The organism is Streptomyces tibetensis (assembly GCF_007655005.1).
In the GTDB taxonomy this organism is placed as follows: Bacteria; Actinomycetota; Actinomycetes; order Streptomycetales; family Streptomycetaceae; genus Streptomyces; species Streptomyces tibetensis.
On record NZ_SZVW01000013.1, the window covers coordinates 59293 to 81208 of the forward strand.

The following is a 21916-nucleotide window of genomic DNA, read 5'->3' on the forward strand; positions in this document are numbered from 1 at the left end:
GCTCGGGTCCCCCGGATTCGGGGGGTTAACGTGCGGTCCGCCGGGTGCCGCGCGGGCGGCTCAGGCGGGCAGCTTGGCCCGGACCCGCCCGACCGCGGTGGCCGGCCGTGCGGTGGCGCGGACGGAGCGGCGCACCAGGCCCGCGTCGCGCCGCAGGCCCCGGGCGGCGTGGGTGCCGCGCCACACCACCGAGGGGCGGGCCCCGGTGTCGTCGGCGGCGATCAGCAGTCCGCCGAGCATGGACATGTTCTTGAGGAAGTGGATGCGCTGCTGTGCCCGCTCCTCGGGGTCCTGCGCTTCCCAGAAGCGGTGCCCCGCCAGTGTGGTCGGCACCAGCGTGGCGGCGATGGCCAGCGCGGCCGGACGCGGCACGCGCCCCGTGGCCAGCATCAGCCCCGCCGCGACCTGTACGGCACCGCTGAGCCGTACGACCTGCTCGGTGCGATCCGGCAGAGCCGGGACACGCTCGGTGACCGGTTGGACGACAGGCTCGGCGGCGTCGGCGACCTGCTTCGGGTCGCGGACGGAGTTCATGCCGCCCGCGAGGAACATCGAGGCCAGCAAGGGGCGGCCGAGCACACGCAACAGACTCATGGCCCTCTCCAGAGAGTCGGTGGGTACAGCGCTCGCCGGGTTCCCCAGCCGGAGCCGAACCACTCACACCGCCCGGTGCCGCGCCCACGCCTCCTCACGCAGCGCCCCGGACAGCAGGACGTCGGCGGCGGTGCACGCGAGGGCCGAAGCCGCTGCGATCAGCACCTCGCGGGCCCTGGGCGAGGCGGCCGCCTCGGCGAACTTAGGGGTGTGGTCGGAGCCGTCCTCGCCCGTGATCGCGACGAACGGGTGGATGGCGGGGACCCGCGTGCTGACGTTGCCGATGTCGGACGACCCCAGGTACACCCCGGGCGTGGGCGGTGACAGCTCGATCCCCGCCCGGGCGAGATGCGCGGCGAACCGCTCGGAGAGCACCTCGCTGTCCCGGAAGTGCTCGTAGCGCACCGTGGCCCGCTCCACCTCGACGGTGGTGCCGGTGGCCAGGGCCACCCCGTCGGCGCACGTCCGCAGCCGCTCCGTCAGGTCCTCCAGCGCCGCCGTCGTGGCCGCGCGCAGACCGAACAGCCCCTCGGCGTACTCCGGGACGATGTTCGTGGCCGTACCGCCGTGCGTGACGATGCCCTGCACATGAGAGCCCTCGGGCAGCCGGCGCCCCAGCACGGCCAGCACGTTGAACAGCTCCACGAGCCCCGCCAGCGCGTCGACGCCCTCGGTCGGGTTGCCCGTGGGGTGGGCGGCCCTGCCGTGGAAGACCACCCGGTACTGCACCTGCGCGGTCAGCGGCGCCCGAGCCCAGCTGTACACCCCCGGGTGGAACATCAGCGCCGCGTCGACGTCGTCGAACACCCCGGCCTCCACCTCGATCACCTTGCCGCCGCCGCCCTCCTCGGCGGGAGTACCGACCGCCAGCACTGTCCCCGAGGACGCCTTTGGCAGGGCGGCCGCCACAGCGAGTGCGGCACCCAGCCCGGCCGCCGCGATGAGGTTGTGGCCGCACGCGTGGCCCAGGCCGGGCAGGGCGTCGTACTCCATCAACAGCGCCACGGCGGGCCGGCCCCGCCCCGACCGCGCGGTGAACGCCGTCGGCATCCCCGCCACACCGCGCTCCACGGCGAAACCGGCGCGCTCCAGCTCACCGGAGAGCAGGGCGGCCGCCCGGTGCTCGGCGAAGGCGTACTCGGGGTCGGCGTGCAGGCGCCGGGCCACGTCCCACAGCGCGTCGGCCCGGGCCGCCACCTCCCCATGTATGACCTGGTGCACGGCGTCGGGCGTTCGGCTCACGGGGGCTCCTCGTCGTCACGTTCGGTGCGTGTCCTGCCGGGGCGGCCCTCGCCGCCGGATGCCGGCCTACCGGTGGCGAACGGGAACTCACCCCCGGTACCCCTGTCTCCCCGGCCGGGTTTCACCGCCCGCCGCCGCGACACCGGCTCGCAGGGCCCCCGGCGCCCCACACCCCACCGCGACGCCCGCCGCGTTTCGTCCGTGGCCGGGGGTGAACACGGTCGGTGTACCCGCCGGGCCACGACAGCGTGGACGCCGCGGCGGCGGCTCGGGCGGGCCGGACCCTGGAGGAACCATGGACCACTCGCGCGTGCCCGTCCTGGAGGCGCTGGAGGACTTCCGGCACCGTGGCGACATCGCCTACGGCCCGCCCGGCCACAAGCAGGGCAGGGGAGTGGACCCCCGGGTCGCGGAGATCGTGGGCCTCGACGTGTTCCGCTCCGACGTGCTCTCCCTCAACGGGCTCGACGACCGCCGCCAGTCCCAGGGCGTGCTGAGCCGGGCCCAGGAGCTCATGGCCGACGCGGTCGGCGCCGAGCACGCGTTCTTCTCCACCTGCGGCAGTTCCCTGTCCGTGAAGACCGCCATGCTCGCAGCCGCCGGACCCGGCTAGAAGCTGCTGCTGTCGCGCAACGCCCACAAGTCCGTCGTCCCGGCCGTCGTCGTCAACGGCGTCGAACCGATCTGGGTGCACCCGAAGTTCGACGGCGAACGCCATCTGGCCCACCCGCCCGAGCCGGACGACGTCCGCCGCCACCTGCGGGAGCACCCGGACGCCAAGGGCATGCTGCTGATCACACCCACCGACTGGGGTTCCTGCGCGGACATCAGGGGAGTGGCGCGGGTGTGCCACGAGTTCGATGTGCCCCTCATCGTCGACGAGGCGTGGGGTGCCCACCTGCCGTTCCACCCGGACCTGCCGGCCTGGGGCATGGACGCCGAGGCCGACCTGACGGTGACGAGCGTGCACAAGATGGGCGGGGCGGTGGAGCAGAGCTCCGTCTTCCACCTCCGTACGACCGCGTGTCGCCCGAGGCCCTCGCGCAGCGGGAGGACCTGCTCGGCACCACCAGCGCGTCCTCGCTCGTCTACGCCACGCTCGACGGCTGGCGTCGCCAGATGGTCGAACAAGGGCGTGAACTGCTGGACGCGGCCATCCGCCGCGCGGAACGCATCCGGGCGGCGGTCGCCGATCTGCCGGGCCTGCGGCCCATGGGCCGGGGGATCGTGGAGGAGGGGCTCGCCGCCGACCTCGACCCGCTCAAGATCGTGATCGACGTCCGCAAGCTCGGCCTGAGCGGCATGCAGGCCGTGGAGTGGCTGCGCGTCCACCGCCACGTGGACGTCGGAGGCTCGGACAGCTGCCGCATCAGCGCCTCCATCACCCATGCGGACGACGACGAGACCGAAGAGGTCCTCCTGGACGCCCTGCGCGCCCTCGTCGAGCACGCGGACTCCGTCGAACGCCGCCCGCCGGTCCGGCTGCCCGAGCCCTCGGTGCTGGAACTGGAGCAGGCCATGCTGCCCCGCGCGGCGTTCTTCGCCCCGGTCGAACACGTGCCCGCCGAACGGGCCGCGGGCCGCATCGCCGCGGAGACGATCAGCCCCTACCCGCCGGGCGTCCCCGTGGTGGCACCCGGCGAGGTCATCACCGAGCGGGTGCTGGACTACCTGCGCAGCGGCGCCGAGCACGGCGTCCTGATCCCGGACGCGGCCGATTCCTCCGTGCGCACGCTTCGGGTCGTGGCCCGCGCTGAACAGCCATGACGTTGCCGCGGCAACTGCCGTGAGCCAAGTAATTCATGCGCGAGATGTTGAAGAAGTGACGCAAATAAACGTCTGCGTCAGTTGGCATGATTTGTCCCCATCAGGTGCACTAGAGAAGAAGCATCCACTTCAGCAAAGGAGATGGTGCAATGACTGCCACGGAGAAGGTCACCAAGGACCTGACAGGCATCCAGAGTGCCGACATCGAAGCCGCGCTCGACCCGGCAGAAGCCGACGGCATCTTCCGCGACAGCCGCGAGTGCGCCGCGCTCGCGCTGTTCAAGGGCGGCTTCGGCCTGCTCCTGTCGCCGCCCACCCCGCGCCCCAAGAAGGGCTAGTGGACCGACAGGAGTAGAAGATGGAGCAGTCAGGCACTTCGTCCCTCTTGCAGGGCGCGGTGCAGGACCTCGCTTCCGCCGTGGTCTCCGCTCTTCGGAGCGGAGACCACACACGTGCGGCCGCCCCCGAGCGGGCCCACGCGGAAGCGGAGGACCTCGCCCTCGCGGCCGTACGTGTGCTGGGAGCGGACGCGTTGCTGCCGAGCACCCTTCTGCACACCCCGCCCCTGCCCGACGAACTCGCCGTATTCCGCAAGGCCGTGGAGGCCTACCCGCCCGGAGCCGACGCCGCCCCCACCGTCCGGTGGAGCCACTGGGCCATGCGAAACGCGCTGCGGCGGCTCGACCCGGGCCACGCCGACGCCCCGCACCAGGAGCCCGACGCCGCCTGGCTCGAGAGCGCGACCTGGCAACTCCTGACACACCAGCTCGCGGTGCTGGCCGCCCTCGCCCTGCCGGGGGAGGACTGCGCGGTAACCCGCGCGGCACGGCAGCGTCCGGTCGACGTCGCCCGGGGCTTCGTGCGCGCGGTCCGCCGCAGGGACTGGCGGCAGGCGGCCGGCGCCGGCCGCTGGCTGACCCTGCTGGAGGGCGTACCGCAGACGCTGGGACTCGACAACGGCCTGGACTTCGTGGAGCTGATGGGCGGTCAGGACCCGCTCGTGGCCCTGCACGTGAGTGCGGCACGGCTGACGCGGACGGGAGCGTTCGTGTGAGGGACGCACGGGGGACACGGCAGGTGGCCGAGGACGCGCTGGCATGGGTGTCGGCGCATCGCGCGCAGTTCGCGCTGGGTGAGGACGCGCTGGCCGCCGACGGGCAGGTGAACCGCAGCTGGAAGCCGCTCGGGGAACTGGCCCAGGTGTGCGCGACCGTGTGCCGGCACACCGCGCCCCCGGATCCGCTCCACGCCTGCGCGGCCGACCTGATGGCCTTCGCGTGGCAGGAGACCGGCCGGGGCGAGCTCTTCCTGCGCCTGCAGCGGCTGGAGCCCTTCGCCACCTACCCCTTGGAGGTGTATGCCGCCATGGCCGCGGCGGGCCTGCGCCACCAGGGCTACGAGGCGGCCGCCGCCACCGTGGCCCGCACCCGCGGCTGGCAGCTCACCGAGCAGGAGCCCACCCGGCGGCTCGGCGTCGTGAACGCCGAGGGCCGCAGCGGCATCCGGCAGTCCGACGCGCTGCCGCAGGCGCTGCGGCGCACCTGGCTGGCCGGGCTGCCCGAGCCCTGGACCTTCGAGCAGTCCTCCGGCTACTCCCTCACCCACGTGGTCTTCCACCTCACCGACTGGGGACGCGCCGGGCCCGCCGGGCTCCCACCCGATCTCGCCGGCTACCTGGCCGACTGGCTGCCGCCCTGGCTCGACACCTGTCTGGACGCCGGGATGTGGGACCTCGGCTGTGAGCTGCTGGCCGTGGCGGCGAGCCTGCCCCTGCTGCCCGAACCCGCCGTCCTCGACGACGCCTGGGCGCGGATCGCGGCGGTGCAGCACCCTCTTGGGGCGGTCCCGGAGCAGGGGAGCGGAGTGGACCACGACAGCAGCCCCGACTTCCTCTCCCATTACCACCCCACCCTCATGGCGGCCTTCGCGGCGACCCTGACCACCGGGCGGCTCGACGACGGGGCCGGGCCGGCCGCGCACCACCGGCCCGGCGGACAAGGAGTGCTGGGATGACCGACACCCGCCTGATCCACAATGTCGGGGTGGGCGCCCTGGAATGGCTGTGGGCCCACCGTGACGGATTCGAGCTGGAACCCGATGTCGACCCCGAGATCGGCTTCCTGGAGCGCTTCAAACCGATCGGCGAACTGGCCATGATCTGCAAGGTGCTGTTCCGCGAGGGTGTCGCGGGGTCGCGCCAGGCGCAGCTGGCCCGGCAACTCCTCGACCACGCCTGGCGCGAGACACTCGACGGCGGCCGGATGCTGGTGCGCGGACAGCTCACGGAGCCCATCTCACCCATCCCCTTCGAGGTGTACCTGCCCTTCAAGGAACTCGGCTACAGCCAGCCGGAGGTGGAGCGGGCCGCCGTCCTGAACCATCGGATCGACAGCTGGGCGGCTTTCGAGGCGACCCCGACCCGGCGGCTCGGCCTGTCGGCGTTCCAGCGGCGGTTCGGCCTCCCGCCCCGGCCGCCGGAGTCCGAAGTGCGGGGCACGACCTGGCTGGCCCGCACCCCCGAGCCCTGGACGGTGGAGGGGCACATCGCCTACGACGTCACGCACAACGTGTTCCACCTGACCGACTGGGGGGAGAGGCCGGACGGTCTGCCGCCCGCCACCGCCGACTACCTCGCGACCTGGCTGCCGGTCTGGATCGACGACTGGCTGGACCTGGAACGCTGGGACCTGCTCGGAGAACTGCTGGTGGTCGACGCCTGCCTGCCCCGTCCGACCCTGGACGAACGGGCCTGGGAGGGCTTCGCCGCGGCACAGCAGCCCGACGGCGCCATGCCCGCCCTGCGGACGATGCCCGAGGGTACGCCGGACGAGGTGTTCGACATCGTCTACCACCCCACCCTGGTCGCCGCCTACGCCTCCGTACTGGCCACATCCCGGTCCCTGTCCCTGCTGGCGCCCGCCTCATGACGTCCCGACGGCACGCACCTTGGCCGGATGGACCGCTCGGCGACGCCGCATCCGCGGCGGACGAGTCGTCGGCCGCACGCCACACGCCGGCCGTCGAGGACCCGGGGGCCTCGCGCGGCACGCCCGCGGACCGGCCACCCGCCCGGCATGACATGCCGTCGGACGGGTCCCGGCACCGGCGCGCCGCGCTCACGACCGCGGGGCCCGCCCCGCGCGTCCTGTCGCCGGGATCTCCCCCCGACGACGGCCCGGTCCTTGAGCGGCTCGCCGACGCCGTCACCGCGTCCGACGCCCCGCAGGTGGTGTTCGCCCTCTCCCGGCACGGACACCGCAGCGTCGTGAGCGGCGGCACCACCCCGTCCCCGCCGCTCGCGCGCGAGAACCTGCGCTACGAGATCGGCTCGGCGACGAAGACCTTCACCGGGCTGCTGCTGGCCCGGCTGATCAACAGCGGTCGGCTGACCGGTGGTGAACCGGCCGCCGCCCTCCTGGAGGGGGAGCGGCAGGCGGGCGCGAACCCGGTGACGCTCGCGCACCTGATCACCCACACCTCCGGACTGCCCGCCCTGCCGGCCGGGTTCTTCCTGCGGGGCCTGCCCGCCTGGACCACCAATCCGTACGCCCGCTTCCCGCAGGCCCGGGTCGTCGGCGCCTTCCTGCGCCACCGGCCGCGCCACCGCCCCGGCACCCGGTGGCGCTACTCCAACTTCGGCGTCGCCGTACTCGGACACGCACTGGCCGCCGCGACCGGCACCCCCTGGGAGGACCTGCTCACCGACCAGATCCTGCGCCCCCTGGCTCTGGACGGCACGACCCTGCGCGCGGACGACTCCGGTCTCGACGCCCCCGGGCACGGAAGGGACGGTGTGTCACCCGTGCCCGCCTTCGACGCCGGAGGCTTCCAGGCAGCGGGTGCCGTACGGGCCACGCCGCACGACCTGCTCACCTTCCTCGAAGCCCATCTGGACCCGACCGGCGTGTCACCGCACCTCGCCCCCGCTCTGCGGGCGGTGCGCCGCCCCGTGCTGCGCAGGGGCATCGGGCACCGGCACGTCCACACCATCGCCTGGTTCCGTCACCCGACGGACGGCGGACCGATGTTCTTCCACAGCGGCGCGACCCTCGGCCACCAGGCGTTCCTGGGATTTCGCGCCGACACCGGCACCGCTCTGGCCGCGGTGTGCACCCGCCGCTTCCGCGCCCACGACCCGTTCCTGGCCACCGCGTACGCGCTGCTGGCACAGGGGTAGCGGGCCCCACCCGGCGCCGGCGGTACGTGCCGCGCGGACGCCGGACAGTTCTGACCCCTCGTCACGCCCGCCGCCACAGGGCCGGCGTGCGGGTCGGCGCCCATGCGCCCTGCGCCTGATGGGTCTGCAGGCACCGGTAGCGCACACCGGCGTGAAGCACGGTGGCACCGGCTTCGTAGACACGGCCCACTGCCCACGCCTGCGTGACGTCGCCCCGCGGAGGAGCCGATTCGACGGCGGCGGTCTTCAGGGTGAGGCCGAAGTCGCTGAGCAGCGCATTGATCGGCTGGTAGAACGTGGTGCCCCCGCTGCTGCAGTCACCCGTACCGCCGGAGGTCACGCCCTGTGCCTGGACCCCCGCGACAAAGGGCCCGCCGGAGTCGCCCGGCTCGGCGCACACCGTCGTCCGGGTCAGCCCGTCCACCCTGCCCTGGGCGTAGCTGACGCTGGTGTCGTGCTGCTCGATGCTGCCGCAGTGCCACCCGGTGGTGGAGCCGGAGCGGCAGACGGCCGCCCCGACGAGCGCCTGGACCGAGCCGGTGATCTGCACCTTCTGGTCTCCCTCGGCCCTCACGTTCGCGGTCGTGCTCCACTGGTCGTTGACGGCGACCCACGACATGTCCTTGCCCGGGAACGTGGAGGCCTGGAACGTGCCCTGCGCCGTCTTGTCGAAGCCGGTGGTCGTGTCGCCCTTCTTGCCGCAGTGGCCCGCCGAGGCGAAGCCCTGCTGCGCGCCCTTCGTGACGGAGAAGCCGATCGAACACCGGGCGGCGTTGTTGATGTAGTAGGCATCGCCGCCGGTGATGTCCGCCAGGAGGCGTGGCCGGTCCGCCGTCACCTTGACGCCGACGCCCTTGCCGTCGAGGCCGGCTGCCTTGATCAACGCGGCGGCCGCGGCCTTGGTCCGGGCCTCCACGGCGACCCGGTTCGTGGGGACGTCGACGTACCACAGGTGCGTGTCGCGGGCGCCGACGCGGGCCGCCGCCCGGTCCAGCTTCTGCTTCGCGGCCGTCAGGTCGCGCAGTGTCTTCTTCACGACGGCCGCTTTGGCGCCCTGGGCCTTGATGGCGGGCACGTCCGTGGCCTTGGTGGTCGCCACCACGAGCTCCTGCGAGGTCGTGCCGCGCAGCCAGGCCCCCGCGAAACGGTTCCCCAGCGCATTGCGCAGCAGACCTGCCCGGGTGCCCGCCTCCGCCTCGTTGATCAGCCGCCGGGAGGCCTGGGCCCGGGTCAGCCCGAGGTCGCGCTTCAGGGCGCGCAGCAGCGGAGCCGACGGCCGGTCGGCGCCGAGGGTATGGGCGGTCGAGGGCAACGGACCCGCGGGGGGTGCCGGTTCGGCCGCCACGGCGGACGGGAACCCGGTCGCGAGGAGCGCGCCGAGTGCGGTCAGGGCCGCCCGGCGGCCGGTCACGGCATGTCTGTGGGCCATTCGATGTGTCTCCTTCGATCGCGGTGGAACTGCCGGCGAGGCCGTAGGCCTTGCCGGAGCGGCCCGGAGTGATGTCCCGGCCCGCCCCGTTTCGCGCTTCGGCGCGGGGAAGGGCGCCATGTGCAGTACTGCCGACGCCCGGCGTGTCACGCGGACTTCAGGCCGGGCGAACCCACCTCCGTGACGAAGGACGCGGTCGTCGAGATGGTGCCCCCGGGCGTGTTGATGGCCGAGACGGTCCGGAAGTCGGCCTGAGCTTTCTCACGCCCCAGCTCGACCCGGACGTAGCCGCGCCGGCCGTCGTAGTACTTCATGTGGGGGTTGGCCTTCATGAACGTGTCCCAGTTGTCCGGCTTGCTGGTCCCGTTCCCGCCGCTGGCGATGGAGGTGCAGGTCAGTTCCGTGCCCAGCGTCCTTGACTTCGGGTCGTCGAAGTCGTCCTTGATGTCGAAGGCGTAGCCGACGTGGACATCGCCCGTGAGGATCATCCAGTTGTCGATGCCGGCGGCTTTCGCGCCCGCCATGACCCGGTCGCGGGAGGCCCGGTAGCCGTCCCAGGCGTCCATGGAGACCCGTGCCGGCTCGGTCAGGTCGAACTTGCGCTGGGAGAAGCACACCTGCTGGGGCATCACGTTCCACAGCGCGCCGGAGTCGCGCCAGCCGTCCAGGAGCCAGCGCTCCTGCGCGGCGCCCGTGAGCGTGCGGGCCGGATCGTCCGACTCGCTGCCGGGCGCGTGCGGCCGGTCGGCGTAGGCCTGGTCGGAGCGGTACTGGCGGGTGTCGAGGATGTCGAACTGGGCGAGCGACCCCCAGGCCAGCCGGCGGTACAGCCGGGCATCGGGGCCCTGCGGCAGCTGCTCGGCACGCAGCGGCTGGTTCTCCCAGTAGGCCCGGTAGGCGGCGGCGCGCCGTACCAGGAACTGCTCCGGGGGGCTGCCGTTCTCGTCGAAGCCGCCTGCGTAGTTGTTCTCCGTCTCGTGGTCGTCCCAGGTGACGAGGAACGGGTGCCGGGCGTGCGCGGCGATCAGGTCCGGGTCGCTCTTGTAGAGCGCGTAGCGCAGCCGGTAGTCCGCCAGGGTGGTCGTCTCGCGGTTGAACACGTCAGGCAGTGTGCGGTCGGTGTAGCGACGGGCCCCGCCGGTGGAGTCGACCGGGTACTCGTACAGGTAGTCGCCGAGGTGGAACACCACGTCGACGTCCTCCTGCGCCAGATGGCGAAAGGCCGTGTAGTAGCCGTCCTGGTAGGCCTGGCAGGCCACGGCGGCCAGCCGCATGCCCGCGGTGTCCGTGCCCGCGGCCGGCGCCGTACGGGTCCGGCCGGTGGGGCTGATCCAGCTGCCCACGCGGAACCGGTAGTAGTAGTGGCTGTCCGGCATCAGGCCCTTGACGTCGACGTGCACGCTGTGGGCGTACTCGGGATGGGCCGTGGCGGTGCCCTCCTGCGCGACGATCGCGAACCACTCGTCCAGGGCCACTTCCCAGGAGACGACGACCCGCTGCTGGCCCAGGCCGCCGTCCTCGGCGAACGGCTCGGGGGCCAGCCGGGTCCAGATCAGTACCGAGTCGGGCAGCGGGTCGCCGGAGGCCACACCCAGGGTGAACGGGTCGTCGGACACCCGGGCGGCGTCGAGTTCGGGAGCGGCGGTGGCGCCGAGGGCCGGCCGGTTGGTGGCGAAGGCGAGCATCGCCGCGGCCGCGGTGACCGTCAGGAACCGGCGGCGGGCGACGTGCGGCGCGGCGGTGCGCAGCACGTCGTCGTGCGGGGAGAAAGCATGCTCGGACGGTGCTCTTCGACGGCCCGTCAGCGCCATCTGGTGTCCTCTCGTACGGGGCGGTTGCGCTCCCGTGCGGATGCATGGGGACATCGTCGGCGTGCGGAGCGCGGCGCTCGCATGCTAAGCAGACAAAATGCCTTAAACGGACGCGACGTGCGGGGGGTTCACACCACAGGCGGTACACCGGGGGCTCGGTGCGTGTGGTCGGCGGGCAACAGAAAGGCCGCGCCGGCGAAACGCGAACCACGCGAGAGGAGCCGAAGGCGGGGCCGACCGGCCCTGAGCGCTGAGCGCTGAGCGCAGAGCGCACCGAAGGGTCACGCGAAGGCTTCGGCGACGGCTCTGCGGAAGGCCTGTGCCGCCGGGGGCGGCGAGTCGCGGCCGAGCAGGCAGATTTCTCTGGTGACCGTGGGTTCGACGAGGGCTCGCACAGGCAGCGGCTGGAATCCGATGAGTGGCCGTACTGCCTGTGGCACCGCACTGACTCCGATTCCTGCCGCCACCAGCCCGGCCACGGTGGCTACGCCTCGGGCCGTCACCACTGCGTGGGGAGCTGCGCCGGCGGAAGCACACCCGAAGTCCGTCAGCCGGCGGACGCCGATTCCGGGCTGCAGTGCCACGAAGGGCTCGAGACTCAGTTCCGTCCAGGTGACCTCGTCCAGGACGGCCAGGTGGCTGTCCGGCGGCACGACGGCCACGAGGGAGTCCGATCCACGCGACACCACACCTCCTGGCCGGAGCCGCGGTCATCTCGGCAACGCAGCCGGTGCCGGAGAACTCGGTCCGCCGGCCAGGTGCTCAGCGGGCCTGCTGGGCGACGGCGCCGGCCGCGGCGGGCTCGCGCGCCGGCAGGTGGTAGACGTGGAAGGCCCGTCCGATGACCGGCTGGGCGACGTTGCGCACCCGCACGCCGCCGCTCGTCATGCCGTGTTCGGTACCGGCGTGCGCGTGCCCGTGCACCGCGAGGTCGGCGCCGGCGGTGTCGATCGCCTCGGCCAGCAGATAGCTCCCCAGGAACGGGTAGATCTCCAGTGGTTCGCCCGCCAGGGTGTCCGGGACGGGGGAGTAGTGGGTCAGGGCGATCCGCGCGTCACAGCCCTCCCGGGCCACCTGCTCCAGGGCGGCCCGCAGACCGTCGGCGCACCGGCGTGAGTGCTGGACGAACTCCTTCATCACCGGCTCGCCGAACTCCCCGGCGCACCGGCCGACGAAGCCGCCCCCGAACCCCTTGGTCCCGGCCACGCCGATCCGCGCCCCGCCGCTCTCCACGACCGTCGCCTGCCCCTCCAGGACATGGACGCCGGCGTCCCGGAGGATCGCCGTGACCTCGTCCGGACGATCGTCGTGGTGGTCGTGGTTGCCGAGGACGGCGACCACCGGAACGGCGAGATCCTGGACCTCCCGGGCCACCACCCGCATCTCCTCGGGCGTGCCGTGCCGGGTCAGGTCCCCGGCCAGCAGCAGCAGGTCGGCGCACTCGGGCAGGGTCTCGAACGCGGGGCGGAGCACGCCCTGGCTGTCGGGCCCCATGTGGATGTCTCCGACGGCTGCGACACGGATCATGAGAGCTCCTCCGCGTGGTCGGGGCAGGACGCCTCGGTGACCACGAGGTCGCTGTGCACGGAGAATCCGGCGAGCTCCTCGTGGACGGTGCGCACGATCTCGTCGCGGCAGGGCGCCGAGGGCACGGTGCCGGTGAGCAGGACCGCCCGGCCGCGAGCCTCGACCCGTACGCCCAGTTCACCGAGCTCGCCGGAGGCGAGGCGGTCCTGGAGGTGGGCGATGCGGTAGTCCAGGTTCTCTGCAGGCGGCCCGCCGCCCGCGTCCTGGGAACCGTGGGTGCTCATGGGTGCTCCTTCAGATGACGTTCAGGCGCTCCAGGAGGAAGAAGAAGGCCGCGGGCATGGGTTCGTCCCCGCACTCGCGCCGAACCTTCTCCCAGTCGACCTTCTCCCGCAGGGCGCGTGCGATGGGCAGGGCCGCCCCGAAGTCGCAGTGATGCTCCGAGAACGCCGCGGTCAGACTCCACAGCAGATCGGTCGGGGCCAGCACGGGCATGCGCACCGAGTCGACCGACAGCTCCTGCGCCCGCTCCAGCATGTCCGCGCCGACCGGCCGGTGTGCCAGCTCGAAGATGATGTCGACCGGCTGCCCGAAGCACGTGGCCTTGATCAGCCAGTCCTCCGGCGGGGTGTACACCGTCAGCCCGGCCTCGTGGAGCGTGGCCGCCACCGCTTCCGCGTCCTCGGGGCGGATCGCGAAGTCGACGTCGTGCTGCAGGTTCTTCTCGCCGCCGTGGGCGTACGCGGCCACACTCCCGGCCAGCGCGAACAGGTGCCCCTCGCGCTTCAGCAGGGCGCCGACCTGTTTGGCCGCCTCCAGGAGTGCCTGGTTGCGGTCCTGGGGGAGTTCCTGCAGCGGCTGGTCCGCCTGCGGATCCTGTGGTGGCGCGGGCTCGGCACCGTCCGGTGCCGTCCGGAGGTCGGGGATCCCCGGTCGCCGGACGAGCGTCGCGTCATCACCGTTCTGCGTCATGACCACTCCTTCGCCGAATCGGACACTGCGCTCCCGTGCGGTGTCCGGACCCGAGACGGCCTGTGTGCCTGCATTGAGTACCCGGCGCTCCCGGCCCGACACGGACGGCTTCCGCGGAGCGTTCGGCTTCTGACGCCCGGCCGAACAAGACAAGCGCATAACCTTGCAAAGGCGGAATATGGGGCAAAAGGATGGGAAACCGGATCACGCCGCCGGCAACGCGCTTGTGGAGGTCGACATGAACCAGGACACGTCACGTTCGTCGGAGCTTCCGCAGCCGTTGCGGGCCGTGGCCTCGGGTCTCAGCCACCTGCCCGGCGCGGAGCAGGTGGGCAGGGCGGCCACGGGCGCGCTGGACAGGATCGGCGCCGTCTCCCCGCGCGGCCGCCGGATGGCCGTCTACGCCGGCGCCGGGGTGCTCGGCGTGGCCGGACTCGTGGAGTGGCCGGTGGCGGTGACCGGAGCCGCCGTCGCCTGGCTGACCCGCCCGCGGCCCGAGCACCGGCCCGACGGCGCGTCACCGAACGGCGCAACACAGACCGGCAGGAGCGGCGAGAACCGTTCCGCCCGGGCCGGCGAGGACGAGGACACCTCCGCCTACGGCCCCGGCGGCAGGCTCGCCTCCTCCCACTACCGGCACGACCGGCCGGAACAGCACGTCCACGAACAGCCCGCCAAGGTCGGCGACACCGCCACCGCCTCCGCCCTCAAGCAGGTCGCCGAGGCCACCGCGCACCACGACGACGAGCAGCCTCACGGGCACGCACACGACAGCCGCCCCACCGGCTGAGTCGGGACAGCAGCAGATGCTCACACGCTTCGACGTCACCCCGCTCGTCGGGGCCGTGGCCGGCGCGGCCGCAGGCGCCGCCCGCAGCACCGCCCAGTCGGTGACGACCGTCTACGACACCACCCGCCGCGTCCGCAACGTCGCACGCAACGCCCTCACCGGCGGACAGCACTGGAAGGCCGGGCAGCGCCTCCACCTCGCGCTGCGGCACGCCGACGGCGACGCCGGAGCGCTCGCCCACAAAGTCGCCGAGGAACTCGTCGAGCACCCGGACGTCCTCACGGCGTACTGGGACGGGGGACTGGGCCGCCTGGTGGTCACCCTGGCCGAGGACGCCGCCACCGACCGCGTCACCGAGCGGGCCACCGCGCTCGCCACCCGCCTGGGCCTCGAAGAGGGCGCCGACCCCAACGCCCGGGACACCAGCCACCCGGGCGACCCCGCCGAGGTACGCGTCACCGCGGCGGCGATCCTGCTCGACGCCGCCGGAGCGGCCGGTGCCCTGGCCGGCCGGTCCCTGCGGCTGCCCCCCGCCTCGCGCGTCATCACCGCCACCGTCACGCTGCTGCGCGAGAACCCCCGCTTCCGGGCCGTGCTCCGGCAGCGGTTCGGCACGTCCGGTATGGAACTCGTCCTCGCCGCCGCCAACGCCGCCGCCCACGGCATCGGCCAGACCCCGCTGGCCCTCGTGCTCGACGGCATCCTGCGGGGCAACCAGCTCACGGAGGCGGTGGCCAGGGCCGCGGCCTTCGAGGCACTCCACGACGACGTCTGCCACCACCGGCGCATCAGCGTGTCCTGCCCCGCGGACACCCGGCCGCCGCTCAAGGTGACCCCCGCCGCGGAGTACGCCTCCCACGCCAGCACGGGCAGCCTCGCCGGCGCCGCCGCCACCCTCCTCGTCACCCACAGCGCCAGGGACGCCGCCGAAGCGGTCCTCGCCGGATCCCCCAAAGCGGCCCGCTACGGACCGGCCGCCTTCGGCGCGACCCTCGGCACCTTCCTCGCCCACGCCGGGATCCTGCTGCGCAACGGAGAGCGCCTGCGGCAGCTGGAGATCGCCGACGCCCTCGTCCTGCACGCCGACGCCCTGCGCAGCCTGCGGCAGGACGGCACCGACGACGGCCTGCCCGACGACCCGGTCCACCCCTTCGCCGAGGCCGTCCTGGACGCCGCACGCCGGGCCGGACTGCACGTCGTGATCGCGGGCGGCTCCGACCTGAAGGACATCACCCGGCTCGCCGACGAGGTCGCCCCGAGCGCCAAGCCGTTCGGGGACGTCGTACGGGCCCTGCAGGCCGAGGGGCGCGTGGTCGTGACCGTCGCCCGCCTGAACGAGTCCGGCGACGGGCACCTCGTGGCCGGACTGCCCGCCGGTGACGTGGCCATCGCCCTCACCGACGGACGGGCAGCCGTCTCCTGGGGCGTCGACGTGCTGGCCCCGAGAGGCCTCGCCGATGTCTGGCGGCTGCTCACGGCGATCCCCGCGGCCCGTCGCGTCGGACGCCGGTCGCAGACCCTGGCCCGCGCAGGCGCGGCCCTGTCCGGGCTCCTGGTCGCCCGCGGCGGGCAGCCCCCGGGCCGACACCTCCTGTGGCCCCTCACCCGGCACGCCCCCGTGAACATCGCCGCCGCGGGCGCCCTGATCACCGGCTGGCTCGAAGCCGTCCGCGTCGCCCGGGACACCCCGCCCCCGCCCCGGCTGCACATCCCCTGGCACGCCCTGGAACCCCACGAGGCCCGGGACCGGCTGGGGCGCGCCGACCGCGACGGCGAGCCCCGCGGACTGTCCCTCGTCGCCGACCGCTCACGGCAACAGGCCGTACGTCTGACCCGGCACCCGGCACTCGCCCCCGCCCGCTGGACGTGGCAGGCGGCCGGTGCCGTACGCCGCGAACTCGACGACCCGCTGACCCCCGTCCTCGCCACGGGCGCCGTCGCCTCGGCGCTGCTCGGCTCGGTCGTCGACGCGCTGCTCGTCGTCGGCGCCATGGACCTCAACGCCGTGACCGGCGGACTCCAGCGGCTGCGCGCCGAACAGGCCCTGGCCCGGCTCGCCGCCCGGCAGCAGCCCAAGGCCCGCAAGCAGGACAACCGCAGACGCACGGTCACCGTCGACGCCGCCCGGCTGCGGCCCGGCGACGAGATCAGCCTCGACGCCGGCGACGTCGTACCCGCAGACGCCCGGCTGCTGGACGTCGACGGCCTGGAGGTCGACGAGTCGGCGCTCACCGGCGAGTCCCTGCCGGTGAGCAAGACGGTCGAGGCCACGCCCGGGCTCCCCGTGGCCCAGCGCACCTGCATGGTCTTCGAGGGCACCACCGTGGTGGCCGGACGGGCCACCGCCCTCGTGGTGGACACCGGCGACCAGACCGAGGCGGGCCGGGCCGTCACCCTCGCCGCCCGCACCCCGCCGCCCGCCGGGGTCCAGGCCCGGCTCCAGGAACTGACCCGCAAGGCCCTGCCGGTGACCTTCACCGGCGGCGCCGCCGTGACCGGCCTGTCCCTGCTGCGCGGCAGCCCCGTCCGGCGCGCCGTCAGCGGCGGTGTCGCGGTCGCCGTCGCCGCCGTCCCCGAAGGCCTGCCCCTCGTCGCCACCGTCGCGCAGATGGCGGCGGCCCGCCGGCTCTCCCGTCGCGGCGTCCTGGTCCGCACCCCGCGCACCCTGGAGGCGCTCGGCCGGGTCGACACCGTCTGCTTCGACAAGACCGGCACCCTCACCGAGAACAAGCTGCGCCTGGTCCGCGTCGCCACCGCCTACGGCACCGTCCTCGCCACGGACGACGAGCAGGCCGATCCGATCGTGCGGCTGGCCGCGCGCGCCTGCCCGCAGGAGGAGACGGGGCAGGGCCGCCGCGTCGCGCACGCCACCGACGAGGCCGTCCTCGACGTGGCCCCGCCCGACCAGGGCTGGGCACCCACCGGCGAGCTGCCCTTCGAGACCCGCCGGGGCTACGCCGCCGCCGTCGGTCGCGACGGCGACCCCGACATGGGCGAACTCCTCGTCGTCAAGGGCGCCCCCGAGACGATCCTGCCCGCCTGCCGGGACCTGCCGGGGCACGCCTCGGACACCGCCCACGAGCTCGCCGGGCAGGGACTGCGCGTCCTCGCCGTCGCCCGCCGCGCCTGCCGGGCCGACGACGCCGAGGCCGAACTGGACGCGCCGCTCGCGGACCTGGAGTTCAGTGGTTTCGTCGCCCTCGCCGACGTCCCGCGCGACACCTCGCACGCCCTGCTCGCGGAACTGCGCCGCTCCGGCATCCTGCCCGTCATGCTCACCGGCGACCACCCGGAGACCGCCCGCGCCATCGCCCTGCAACTGGGCTGGCCGGAGGAGACGGAGGCGGTGACCGGCGACGAACTCGTCGCCATGGAACGCCGCGAACGCGTCCGGGTCCTGCGCGGCGCGGGCGTCATCGCCCGGGTCGCACCCGAGCAGAAGCTGCACGTCGTGGAGGCCCTGCAACAGGCCGGGCGGGTCGTGGCGATGGCCGGTGACGGCGCCAACGACGCCGCCGCCATCCGCGCGGCCGATGTCGGCGTCGGTGTCGAGTCGCGCGGCTCGGCGGCCGCCCGCAACGCCGCCGACCTCGTGCTCACCACCGGCGACCTGTCCGTCCTCGTGGACGCGGTCGCCGAGGGCCGTGCCCTGTGGCGCAGCGTCGCCGACGCGGTGAGCATCCTCATCGGCGGCAACGCCGGCGAGGTCGGCTTCAGCGTCCTCGGCACCCTGCTCGCCGGTGCCTCACCCCTGTCGACCCGTCAGCTGCTGCTGGTCAACCTGCTCACCGACATGTTCCCGGCCATGGCCGTGGCCGTCACGCCGAGCAGCGACCCCTCCACAGCCGAGCACGCCGCGACCGGCCCGATGGGCCTCGACGTCCTCGGCGCGCCCCTGCTGCGCTCGATCCGCCGCCGCGGCATCACCACCTGCTTCGGCGCGGTCGCGGCGTACCTCATCGGCCGCCTCACCCCCGGCACCGAACGCCGGTCCACCACCATGGCCCTGTGCGGTGTGGTCGGTGCCCAGCTCGTGCAGACCCTCAACGGACGCCGGCACAGCACGCTGGTGTGGGTCACGGCCCTCGGCTCCGCCGCCGTCCTCGCCGCCCTCGTCCAGACCCCCGGCGTCAGCCACTTCTTCGGCTGCACCCCACTCGGGCCCGTGGCCTGGACGGGCGTCGCCCTGGCCATCGCCCTGTCGGCCCTGGCCCCCCGTCTCGAACGGCTCCGGGCCGTCCACGCCCTCTACGACGCCGCGGCGCACCTCGCCCTGCGTCTGGACGACCTGAGCCGCCAGGCCCGGCACCTCTTCCGGAGCGGGATCGCCGCCCCAGTTGCGTCGTAGCGCAGACACGAAAGAGGCCGCCACCACGAGCTGTGGTGGCGGCCTCCTCACCTGCGGTCAGACCGCGCCGCGCCAGGCGCCGGTCTCCGTCCCGCGAGCCTCCATGAACTGCTTGAACCGCTTCAGATCACCGGAGACCTGCCGCTTCACGAAACCCAGCTTGTCGCCGACGTTCTCTGCCACGCCACTGGGGTCGAAGTCCATCTGCAGCATGACCTTGGTCGTGTCGTCCTGGATGCGGTGGAACGTCACCACACCGGCCTGCCGCGCCTCGCCGCCCACGGTGGTCCAGGCGACGCGCTCGTCCGGGACCTGTTCGGTGATCTCCGCGTCGAACTCCCGCGCCTGTCCGCCGACCTTCGTCACCCAGTGCGTGAGGGTGTCGGTGCGCTGCTCGATGCGCTCGACGCCGTCCATGAATTCGGGGAAGGACTCGAACTGCGTCCACTGGTTGTACGCGGTGTGCACCGGCACGCGGACCTCGATGGATTCCTCTACCTGCGACAAGGCGAAACCTCCCTCTCTCGTGTGTGAGCGACGGACGGGTACCAGATCTCGCGCCGCTCACTCCTCGTCATCACAAGTTGTCCGACCAGGTGTTTTTTCCGTCCTGGCTGGTACTCGGCCGGGAACTACGGACCGGGAGGTGATCGTCATGGCGGACACGCATCGCTCGGCCCCCGCCGCTCCCCGCACAGGGAGCGCGTCGGCGGCCGGGCAGGAGCCGGTGGGCGAGCTGGTGCAACGGGCCACCGAGCAGCTGACCGACCTGGTGCGCGGCGAAATGCGCCTCGCCCAGGCGGAGATGACCGAGAAGGGCAAACGCTTCGGCAAGGGGGGCGGCCTGTTCGGCGGAGCCGGCGTCCTCGGCTTCGTCACCCTTCAGGCCTTGGTCGCCACGGTGATCGCCGCCCTGGCCGTCCCGCTGCCGGTGTGGGCGGCGGCGCTGATCGTCACCGGCGTCCTGGCCGTCGCCACGGGCCTGACGGCGCTGGCCGGCCGCAAACAGGTGCGCAGCGCCACCCCGCCCGCCCCGCAGCAGACCATCGACAGCGTGAAGGCCGACGTGGCCGAGATCAAGGAGAGTGCACAGCGATGACCCAGCCTCCGCACGACGAGCCGACCGCCCGCAGCCAGGAGGAGCTGCGCGAGCAGGTCGAGCACACCCGCCACGAACTCGGCGACACCGTCCAGGCGCTTGCGGACCGGGCCGACGTCAAGACCCGCGCACGTGAGAAGGCCGTCGCGGTCAAGGAGCAGGCCGGGGTGAAGGCCCAGGAGTGGAGCGGGCAGGCCAGGGCCAAGGCCGCGCACGTCGCCCACACCGTGGAGGAGAAGCTGCCCGAGCCGGTCAAGCAGAAGGGCGCCGCCGCCGCTCAGGGCGCCAAGGAGAAGGCCGCGCAGGCCGAGCAGGTCTGGCAGGAAAAGGCCCCGCAGCAGGTGCGCGACCACCGTGCCGCCCTGCTCGCGGGCGCGGGTGCCGTCCTGGTGGCCTGCCTGCTGATCCGCCGTCGCGGAAACCGCTGAGCGACAGCGACACCCGGGCCCCGTCACCGCACGAGGTGACGGGGCCCGGGCTTGCGTGACGCGTGCCCGGACGGCAAGGTCGGGTGCCGTGGCCACCTTGTTGATCGTCCATCACACGCCCTCGCCGAACTGCCAGGCGATGTTCGAAGCCGTCGTCTCCGGGGCGAGTGACCCCGAGATCGAGAACGTCCGGGTCGTCCGCGTGCCCGCGCTGTCCGCCACCGCCTCCGACGTCCTCGCCGCCGACGGCTTCCTTCTGGGCACTCCCGCGAACCTCGGCTACATGTCCGGAGCGCTCAAGCACTTCTTCGACCAGGTCTACTACCCGTGCCTGGACGCCACCCGCGGCCGCCCCTTCGGCTACTGGGTGCACGGCGGCAACGACGTCACCGGAGCGGTACGCGGCATCGAGTCGGTCACGACGGGCCTCGGCTGGCGCCGCACCGCCGAGGCCGTGACCGTGACCGGCGAGCCGGACAAGGGCGACCTCGAACGGTGCTGGGAACTGGGCGCGACGGTCGCCGCCGGACTCATGGGCTGAACCGCACGGACCGTCAGGCCTCCTCCACCCGGCGCCGGTCCTGCTCGTCCCACGCCCGGGTGTCCCGCGGCTGGGTGTACGGCTCGGCCTCGGGCGGATGCCCACCGGCGATGGCCCGTTGGCGCACCGTCTCCGCGTCGAACTCCAGACCCAGCAGGATCGCCAGGTTGGTGATCCACAGCCAGACGAGGAAGACGATGACACCGGCCATGGTGCCGTAGGTCTTGTTGTACGAGGCGAAGTTGGCCACGTAGACCGCGAAGCCGGCGGAGGCGACCATCCAGATCAGCAGGGCCAGCAGACTGCCGGGCGTGATCCAGCGGAAGCCCTTCACCTTGGCGTTCGGGGTCGCCCAGTAAAGGATCGCGATCATGGTCGTCACCAGCAGCACCAGCACCGGCCACTTCGCGAACGTCCACACCGTCAGGGCGGTGTCACCGATGCCCAGGGTCGTCCCCACCTGCCGGGCGAGCCCACCCGTGAAGACCACGATCAGCGCACTGATCACGGCCATCACCATCAGCACGACCGTCACACCCACCCGCACCGGCAGCAGCTTCCACACCGGCCGGCCCTCGGGCATGTCGTAGACGGCGTTGGCCGAGCGGATGAACGCGGCCACGTAACCGGACGCCGACCACACCGCCAGCACGATGCCGACGATCGCCATCAGCGAGCCGATGCCGGCGTTGCCCTGCAACTGTTCGACGGCCCGGGTGATGATGTCGCGTGCCGAGCCGGGTGCCAGCTGCTGGACGTTCTCGAGCACCTTGTCCGTGGTCGACTTGCCGGTGAGACCCAGCATCGACACCAGGACCAGCAGCGCCGGGAACAGTGCCAGCACACCGTAGTAGGTCAGCGCGGCCGCCCGGTCGGTCAGCTCGTCGTCCTTGAACTCCCGCAGACTTCCCTTCAATATCGCGCCCCACGACTTCCGTGGCAGGTCGGTCGGCGTGTCCGGCGCCGCACGCTCCACCTCGGGGCTCGGCCCGATCTCTTCGGAATCAGGGGCGTGGGCCTCCCGGCGTGCCTCCTCGGAAGTATCCGGGCGATCCGCCTCGGGCCCCGGGCGGGGGCTTTCCGGAGGCCGGGCCTCCGTCTCGTGGTGTTCTTTCCGTCCCGGAATATGCAGTTTCACCATGTGAGCCGGGTAACCCCTGCCGAGGGCCTTAAGCCGTGCTCGTGCAGGCC

The 21916-nt window shown here is 73.1% G+C and carries 20 protein-coding genes and 1 pseudogene; 11 read left to right on the forward strand and 10 right to left on the reverse strand.

Features of this window, described 5'->3' with window-relative positions:
* Positions 1–60 precede the first annotated feature (60 nt).
* Entirely contained in the window at positions 61–594 is a 534-nt protein-coding gene (locus FDO69_RS22395) for a DoxX family protein (protein WP_104781642.1), read from the reverse strand.
* Positions 595–657: 63 nt separating this feature from the next.
* Positions 658–1836, reverse strand: coding sequence for an amidohydrolase (locus FDO69_RS22400; RefSeq protein WP_104781643.1), 1179 nt, complete (start codon positions 1834–1836; stop codon positions 658–660).
* A 295-nt stretch (positions 1837–2131) separates the two neighbouring features.
* Between FDO69_RS22400 and FDO69_RS22405 the strand changes: the two are divergent.
* The 6 genes and pseudogenes from FDO69_RS22405 to FDO69_RS22430 all read left to right on the forward strand — a co-directional run bounded on the left by FDO69_RS22405 (position 2132) and on the right by FDO69_RS22430 (position 7780).
* Positions 2132–3603 (forward strand): annotated as a pseudogene (locus FDO69_RS22405) (aminotransferase class I/II-fold pyridoxal phosphate-dependent enzyme).
* Positions 3604–3752: 149 nt separating this feature from the next.
* Complete coding sequence (locus tag FDO69_RS22410; RefSeq protein ID WP_104781644.1) at positions 3753–3941, forward strand: hypothetical protein; 189 nt, start codon at positions 3753–3755, stop codon at positions 3939–3941.
* A gap of 20 nt (positions 3942–3961) precedes the next feature.
* Positions 3962–4657: a hypothetical protein gene (locus FDO69_RS22415; RefSeq protein ID WP_104781645.1), complete on the forward strand. Its 696-nt coding sequence runs from the start codon at positions 3962–3964 to the stop codon at positions 4655–4657.
* The gene (locus FDO69_RS22420; RefSeq protein WP_104781646.1) at positions 4654–5616 is read left to right on the forward strand and encodes a DUF6895 family protein; all 963 of its coding nucleotides are present in this window, start codon (positions 4654–4656) and stop codon (positions 5614–5616) included. The genes FDO69_RS22415 and FDO69_RS22420 overlap by 4 nt, the downstream gene beginning before the upstream one ends.
* A complete protein-coding gene (locus FDO69_RS22425; protein WP_104781647.1) occupies positions 5613–6530 on the forward strand; it encodes a DUF6895 family protein in 918 nt (305 codons plus the stop codon). Before FDO69_RS22420 ends, FDO69_RS22425 begins: the two co-directional genes overlap by 4 nt.
* Positions 6527–7780, forward strand: a complete 1254-nt coding sequence (locus FDO69_RS22430) for a serine hydrolase domain-containing protein (RefSeq protein ID WP_324826989.1) — start codon at positions 6527–6529, stop codon at positions 7778–7780. Before FDO69_RS22425 ends, FDO69_RS22430 begins: the two co-directional genes overlap by 4 nt.
* 61 nt (positions 7781–7841) lie before the next feature.
* Here FDO69_RS22430 and FDO69_RS22435 read toward each other — a convergent pair whose 3' ends face one another.
* From FDO69_RS22435 to FDO69_RS22460, 6 genes are all read right to left on the reverse strand, one after another.
* On the reverse strand, positions 7842–9209 hold the full coding sequence (locus FDO69_RS22435; protein WP_104781649.1) for an alpha-lytic protease prodomain-containing protein: 1368 nt from the start codon (positions 9207–9209) through the stop codon (positions 7842–7844).
* 146 nt (positions 9210–9355) lie between these two features.
* Entirely contained in the window at positions 9356–11020 is a 1665-nt protein-coding gene (locus tag FDO69_RS22440) for an alkaline phosphatase D family protein (protein ID WP_104781650.1), read from the reverse strand.
* 281 nt (positions 11021–11301) lie between these two features.
* Entirely contained in the window at positions 11302–11706 is a 405-nt protein-coding gene (locus FDO69_RS22445; protein ID WP_159030639.1) for a LysR substrate-binding domain-containing protein, read from the reverse strand.
* A 76-nt stretch (positions 11707–11782) separates the two neighbouring features.
* Entirely contained in the window at positions 11783–12547 is a 765-nt protein-coding gene (locus FDO69_RS22450; RefSeq protein WP_104781652.1) for a metallophosphoesterase family protein, read from the reverse strand.
* Complete coding sequence (locus FDO69_RS22455; RefSeq protein WP_104781653.1) at positions 12544–12831, reverse strand: BON domain-containing protein; 288 nt, start codon at positions 12829–12831, stop codon at positions 12544–12546. Before FDO69_RS22455 ends, FDO69_RS22450 begins: the two co-directional genes overlap by 4 nt.
* A 10-nt stretch (positions 12832–12841) precedes the next feature.
* The gene (locus tag FDO69_RS22460) at positions 12842–13519 is read right to left on the reverse strand and encodes a nucleotidyltransferase family protein (RefSeq protein WP_104781654.1); all 678 of its coding nucleotides are present in this window, start codon (positions 13517–13519) and stop codon (positions 12842–12844) included.
* A 238-nt stretch (positions 13520–13757) separates the two neighbouring features.
* Between FDO69_RS22460 and FDO69_RS41290 the strand changes: the two genes are divergently transcribed.
* Together FDO69_RS41290 and FDO69_RS22470 are read left to right on the forward strand one after the other, a co-directional pair.
* Positions 13758–14309, forward strand: coding sequence for a hypothetical protein (locus FDO69_RS41290; RefSeq protein ID WP_170320925.1), 552 nt, complete (start codon positions 13758–13760; stop codon positions 14307–14309).
* 16 nt (positions 14310–14325) lie between these two features.
* Entirely contained in the window at positions 14326–18657 is a 4332-nt protein-coding gene (locus FDO69_RS22470; protein ID WP_104781656.1) for a cation-translocating P-type ATPase, read from the forward strand.
* 57 nt (positions 18658–18714) lie between these two features.
* On the opposite strand, the gene FDO69_RS22475 is transcribed toward FDO69_RS22470, so the two are convergent.
* A complete protein-coding gene (locus FDO69_RS22475; protein WP_104781657.1) occupies positions 18715–19164 on the reverse strand; it encodes an SRPBCC family protein in 450 nt (149 codons plus the stop codon).
* Between the two features lie 148 nt (positions 19165–19312).
* Here FDO69_RS22475 and FDO69_RS22480 point away from each other — a divergent pair, with 148 nt between their 5' ends.
* The 3 genes from FDO69_RS22480 to FDO69_RS22490 all read left to right on the forward strand — a co-directional run bounded on the left by FDO69_RS22480 (position 19313) and on the right by FDO69_RS22490 (position 20725).
* Positions 19313–19756, forward strand: coding sequence for a phage holin family protein (locus FDO69_RS22480; protein ID WP_170320926.1), 444 nt, complete (start codon positions 19313–19315; stop codon positions 19754–19756).
* The gene (locus FDO69_RS22485) at positions 19753–20184 is read left to right on the forward strand and encodes a DUF3618 domain-containing protein (protein WP_104781658.1); all 432 of its coding nucleotides are present in this window, start codon (positions 19753–19755) and stop codon (positions 20182–20184) included. Before FDO69_RS22480 ends, FDO69_RS22485 begins: the two co-directional genes overlap by 4 nt.
* Before the next feature lie 88 nt (positions 20185–20272).
* A complete protein-coding gene (locus FDO69_RS22490) occupies positions 20273–20725 on the forward strand; it encodes a flavodoxin family protein (protein WP_234388033.1) in 453 nt (150 codons plus the stop codon).
* Positions 20726–20738: 13 nt separating this feature from the next.
* On the opposite strand, the gene FDO69_RS22495 is transcribed toward FDO69_RS22490, so the two are convergent.
* The gene (locus FDO69_RS22495) at positions 20739–21866 is read right to left on the reverse strand and encodes a YihY/virulence factor BrkB family protein (protein ID WP_167526656.1); all 1128 of its coding nucleotides are present in this window, start codon (positions 21864–21866) and stop codon (positions 20739–20741) included.
* Between the last annotated feature and the right edge of the window lie 50 nt (positions 21867–21916).